The organism is Brevundimonas sp. EAKA, assembly GCF_000698025.1.
Classification (GTDB): Bacteria; Pseudomonadota; Alphaproteobacteria; order Caulobacterales; family Caulobacteraceae; genus Brevundimonas; species Brevundimonas mediterranea_A.
On record NZ_JMQR01000164.1, the window covers coordinates 1 to 5,409 of the forward strand.

Consider the following 5,409-nt stretch of genomic DNA (forward strand, 5'->3'; position numbering starts at 1 on the left):
GGCCGTGCTGCGGTTCCGCAACGACCGCGCCGCCGCGGATGTGGGGCTGGAGGGGCTGAGCGACGCCGAATGGATCGCCGCCTTCGGCCGGTTCGCGCCCCTGCCGGGTCAGCCCGGCCCCCTGGCCATGCGTTATCACGGGCACCAGTTCCGCCAGTACAATCCCGACCTGGGCGATGGGCGCGGCTTCCTGGCGGCGCAGATGCGCGAAACCCCGCGCGCTCAGGCAACGAGCGACCGCGTCGGGAGTGATAGCGCCCCAGGTCGACTTCTCGACCTGGGAACAAAAGGCTCGGGTCAGACGCCCTGGTCGCGCGGCGGCGATGGGCGACTGACGCTGAAGGGCGGGATGCGCGAGGTGCTGGCCGCGTCGATGCTGGAGGCCCAGGGCGTCCCCACCAGCCGGGCCTTCTCCCTGATCGAGACTGGCGAGGCGCTGGAGCGGGGGGACGAGCCGTCGCCGACTCGTTCGGCCGTGCTGGTGCGCCTGTCCCACTCCCATATCCGTTTCGGAACCTTCCAGCGCGCCGCCTATCTGGGTCGCGCCGATCAGATCGAGACCCTGATCGAACACGTCCGCACTCTTTATCACCCGACGGTCGCCGCCGGGGACGCGCCCGGCCTGCTGCGCGCCGTCGTCGAGGCTTCGGCCCGACTGACCGCCCGCTGGATCGCGGCCGGCTTCGTCCATGGCGTGCTGAACACCGACAATCTGAACGTCACGGGCGAGAGTTTCGACTATGGCCCCTGGCGCTTCCTGCCCGAATACGACCCGGCCTTCACCGCCGCCTATTTCGACCAGACCGGCCTCTACGCCTTCGCGCGCCAGCCCGAGGCGGTGTTCTGGAACCTGACGCAACTGGCCGGCTGTCTGAAACTGGTCGCCGGGGCCGAGCCCCTGACCGACGCACTGAACAGCTTCGGCCCGGCCTATATCCGCGAACTGCGCGCCGCCTTCCTGATGCGGCTGGGCGTGCTCAGCCTGGGCGAGGCGGCGGACCAGCGGCTGGTCGATGCGACCCTGGCCCTGTTGCGCGAAGGCGGCGAGGCCCTGCGGTGGGAGCCTCTGTTCTTCGACTGGTTCGGCGGCTTCGCCTCCTCGGCCCGCGCCCTGTCGGGGCCGCGCGCCAGACTGTACCAGGGCGAGGCCTTCGACGTCTTCCGCTTCGCCCTGATGGAACATGAGCCCGACCGGATCGAACGGCTGGAACATCCCATGTTCGCCGCCCGCGAGCCGGAGGAGATGCTGATCAACGAGGTCGAGGCGATATGGGCCGCCATCGACGCCGCCGACGACTGGGGGCCGTTCCAGGCCAAGCTGGCGCGGCTGGAGGCCGCGCGCACCGCCTGGGGCTTCACCGCCTGAGCCGAACCTTACGAAAGCTTCATCTCGTTTATCGATAATGTTCTTGTCTGTTTATCGATAAGGCCATATCGATAGTCACTAAGGTGTCGCGGAGGGCGACCCAGATGGAGGCTATAGGATGAAACTCGTGGGCAAATATTCGGCCGCCAGCGCACTGCGTTGGCTGTTGGGCTTCTTCAACGTCTTCGTCATGATCGGAGCAGTCGCCGCGGGCGTCCTCCTAGTCGCCAGCATGATCATCGGCGTCGACTGGATGGACGCGCTGCGCGATGGGGCGACGGATCCTGACGGAAACTACGAGCTGACCGGCCGCCTGACCCTGCTAGGCGCCTTCCTCGCCTGCGGCTTCACCTGGTGGATCATCAACCGGCTGCGGCGCATCCTGCTTTCGGTGAACCAGGGCGACGCCTTCGAGTTCGCCAATGTCAAACGGCTCCAGGCCGTGGGTTTCGGCCTGCTGGGTATTCAGCTGACCGCCCTGATGCTGTCCATCGTCGCCCCCCAGGCCATCGGCCAGTCGGCTTCCGACTATGATTTCGACCTCGGATCCTGGCTGGGCATACTGGTAGTCTTCATCCTGGCCGAGGTCTTCCGCCAGGGGTCGGCCATGCGCGACGAACAGCTGACCACGGTCTGAGAGGCGCGCCATGATCATGATCCAGCTGGACCGGCTGCTGCTCGAACGCCGCATGTCCCTGACCGAACTGTCCGACCGCGTCGGCGTCACCCTGGCCAATCTGTCGATCCTCAAGACCGGCAAGGCCCGCGCCGTCCGCTTCTCCACCCTGGACGCCCTGTGTCGCGAACTGGACTGCCAGCCCGGCGACCTGATCGTCCAGACGCCGGGGCCCCAATCGGATGAACCCTGATCGGCCGAAATATCGTCAGAACCCGTTGCAGGGGCGGCGCGAATCGGGCCACTCGCGCCGCCCCTGAAACACAAAGTCATCAGCTGATGTCATCAATTGATGTCATCGCGTGATGACAAATGACGAAAGGGCCTCTAGATACCCCCTTGCGAACGGAGCCGCTCAATCCGATATCGCAACTGTTACCAATCAGGCCCCTCCCGATGACCACAACCCATCTGCCCGTCGCCCAGGCCCGCAGCCGCGCCGCCTACAAGAACATCACCCTGTGGACGCTGCAGGGCTGGATCGCGATGTTCTTCATCGCCGCCGGCTACGCCAAGCTGACGGAGCCGATGACCAACCTCATCACCCTGATGGGCTGGCCCGCCGTCGCGCCCGAGAACATGGTGCGCGGCATGGGCGTGGTCGAGCTGGTGCTGGCGCTGGGCGTTCTGGCCCCGCTGATCTCCTGGCGCGTCGGCCGCCCCCTGCTGCTGACCTCGGCCGCCGGCCTGATCGTGCTGGAATCGACCATGCTGATCATCCACGCCCTCAGCCAGGACATCGGCCTGGCCGTGGTCAACCTCATTCTGCTGGGCTTCACCATCCCGGTTCTGCTGGGTCGCCGCACGGCCTGACCCGCCCCTGAAGATCGATCGCCGGGACCCTCTCCCCCTCCTGTCCCGGTGTGTCGCGCCCGGAGCCTTCTCCCCCCTGGCTCCGGGCTTTTCTTTGCCTGCCGTCCATCTCGGCGAAAGCTTACCCTTACGCGCACGTAAAGCCTTTCCTTTACGCGCACGTAAAGTTATGGTGCCCGCATGGCCACCGCCGACGATCACCGCACCTATTCCATTCGCCAGCTGTGCCGCGAGTTCGACGCCACGGCCCGCGCCCTCAGATTCTACGAGGACAAGGGTCTGCTGACGCCGGCCCGCAAGGGACAGACGCGCGTCTATGATTCCCGCGACCGCGCGCGGCTGAAACTGATCCTGAGAGGCCGCCGCATCGGCTTCACCCTGCAGGAAATCCAGGAGATGCTGGACCTGTATGACCGCAAGGATCACAACGTCCACCAGATGGCGGTGGCCCTGAGACGCCACCGCGCCCAGATCGCCGCCCTGAAGCAGCAATTGGAAGACATCGAAGGCGCCATCCAGACGGCGGAAGACGCCTGCGCCTGGATGGAGTCCAAGCTGGGCGAACACCGGCCGGACCTGCTGCCCGGCGCGGAAGACTATGAGAAGCTGCTGCGCGCACGCCTCAACCACGACCATCACCCCTTCAAAGCGAGAGCCTGACCCATGGCCTACAAGTCGCCCGTCCGCGATTTCACCTTCATCCTGAATGAAGTGCTGGAGATCGACCGCTACACCAACCAGCCCGGCTTCCAGGACGTGTCTTCGGACCTGGTCGGCCAGATCCTGGAAGAAGGCGGCAAGTTCGCCGACGAGGTCATCGCCCCGATCAACAATCCGGGCGACAAGGAAGGCTGCCACTGGTCCGAGGGCGGCGTCGTCACCGGTCCCAAGGGCTGGAAGGAAGCCTACAAGGCCATGTCTGAAGCCGGCTGGATGGCGCTGGCCGCCGATCCGGCCTACGGCGGCCAGGGCATGCCCAGCATCGTCGCCTCGGCCTTCGGTCAGATGACCGCCGGCGCTTCGGCGGCCTTCTCCATGTATCCGGGCCTGACGTCGTCCGCCTATGCCGGCATCCACGCCAGCGCCTCGGACGAGATCAAGGCCAAATACCTGCCCAAGATGGTGTCGGGCGAATGGTCCGGCACCATGAACCTGACCGAGCCCCAGTGCGGCACGGACCTGGGCATGGTCCGCACCAAGGCCGTGCCGAACGGCGACGGCTCCTATTCGATCACCGGCCAGAAGATCTGGATCTCGGCCGGCGAGCATGACTTCTCGGACAATATCATCCACACGGTTCTGGCCCGCATCGAAGGCGCGGTCCCGGGCATCAAGGGCCTGTCCCTGTTCGTCGTGCCCAAATATCTGGTCAACGAGGACGGCTCGCTGGGCGAGCGCAACACCCTCGAATGCGCCGGCCTCGAGCACAAGATGGGCATCCACGGCAACGCCACCTGCGTCATGCAGTATGACGGCGCCAAGGGCTGGCTGCTGGGCGAGGAAGGCCGCGGCATGAACAACATGTTCGTGGTGATGAACGAGGCCCGCCTGGGCACCGGCCTGCAGGGCCTGGCCATCGGCACCGCCGCCTATCAGGCCGCCGCCGAGTTCGCCAAGGACCGCCTGCAGGGCCGCAGCCTGACCGGACCCAAGAACCCCGAAGGCCCGGCCGACCCGATCATCGTCCACCCCGACGTGCGCCGCATGCTGCTGGAGGCCCGCGCCTTCGTCGAAGGCGGCCAGGCCTTCATCCTGTGGACCGCCCTGCACGCCGATCTGGAGAAGTCGGAAGACGAGGCCGTCGCGACCAAGGCCAAGGACTACATGGGCCTGCTGACGCCCGTGCTGAAGGCCTATCTGACCGACAAGGGCTTCCACGTCGCCTCTCTGGCCATGCAGGTCCACGGCGGTTCGGGCTATACCGAACACTTCCCGGCCAGCCAGTATCTGCGTGATGCCCGCATCACCATGATCTACGAGGGCACGAACGGCATCCAGGCGCTGGACCTGGTCGGCCGCAAGCTGCCGGCCCACGGCGGCCGCGCCATCATGACCTGGTTCGGCGAGATCGACGCCTTCGTGGCCGAGAACGGCGCGAACGAGGCGATCAAGCCCTTCGTCGACGGCCTGGCCGACGCCAAGAAGAAGCTGCAGGAAGGCACCATGTGGCTGATGCAGAACGGCATGGCCAACCCGGACAACGCAGGCGCCGCCTCGACCGACTATCTGAACGTCTTCGGCCTGACGGCGCTGGCCTATATGTGGGCCCAGATGGCCAAGGTCGCCCAGGCCCAGGTCGAGTCCGGCTCGACCGACCCCTACTACGCCACCAAGCTCCAGACCGGCCGCTACTTCGTCGAGCGCATCCTGCCCGACGCCGGCGCCCATCTGGCCAAGCTGAAGACCGGCGCGGACGTGCTGATGGCCATGCCGGCCGAGGCGTTCTGAGCCGGCGCTAACCTCTCCCTCCCCCTCGGGGGAGGGCGGTCGACGCGCAGCGACGACCGGGTGGGGAGGGCTCGGCGACACAAAGACCGAGCCCGCTCACCCTGCC

The 5,409-nt window shown here is 66.4% G+C and carries 6 protein-coding genes; all 6 read left to right on the top strand.

Annotated features, from left to right (window positions below; genetic code table 11):
- A partial coding sequence (locus tag ER13_RS15710) for a protein adenylyltransferase SelO family protein (protein WP_035310769.1) occupies positions 1–1,366 on the top strand: 1,366 nt, incomplete at its 5' end.
- Between the two features lie 118 nt (positions 1,367–1,484).
- Positions 1,485–2,003 (top strand): DUF2975 domain-containing protein, encoded by a 519-nt coding sequence (locus ER13_RS15715; protein WP_035310772.1) that lies wholly within the window; start codon positions 1,485–1,487, stop codon positions 2,001–2,003.
- 10 nt (positions 2,004–2,013) lie between these two features.
- Complete coding sequence (locus ER13_RS15720) at positions 2,014–2,235, top strand: helix-turn-helix transcriptional regulator (RefSeq protein WP_035310774.1); 222 nt, start codon at positions 2,014–2,016, stop codon at positions 2,233–2,235.
- 203 nt (positions 2,236–2,438) lie between these two features.
- A complete protein-coding gene (locus ER13_RS15725) occupies positions 2,439–2,855 on the top strand; it encodes a DoxX family protein (protein ID WP_008263834.1) in 417 nt (138 codons plus the stop codon).
- Between the two features lie 180 nt (positions 2,856–3,035).
- On the top strand, positions 3,036–3,515 hold the full coding sequence (locus tag ER13_RS15730) for a MerR family DNA-binding transcriptional regulator (RefSeq protein WP_008261152.1): 480 nt from the start codon (positions 3,036–3,038) through the stop codon (positions 3,513–3,515).
- Between the two features lie 3 nt (positions 3,516–3,518).
- The gene (locus ER13_RS15735; protein ID WP_035310776.1) at positions 3,519–5,303 is read left to right on the top strand and encodes an acyl-CoA dehydrogenase C-terminal domain-containing protein; all 1,785 of its coding nucleotides are present in this window, start codon (positions 3,519–3,521) and stop codon (positions 5,301–5,303) included.
- Positions 5,304–5,409: the final 106 nt, after the last annotated feature.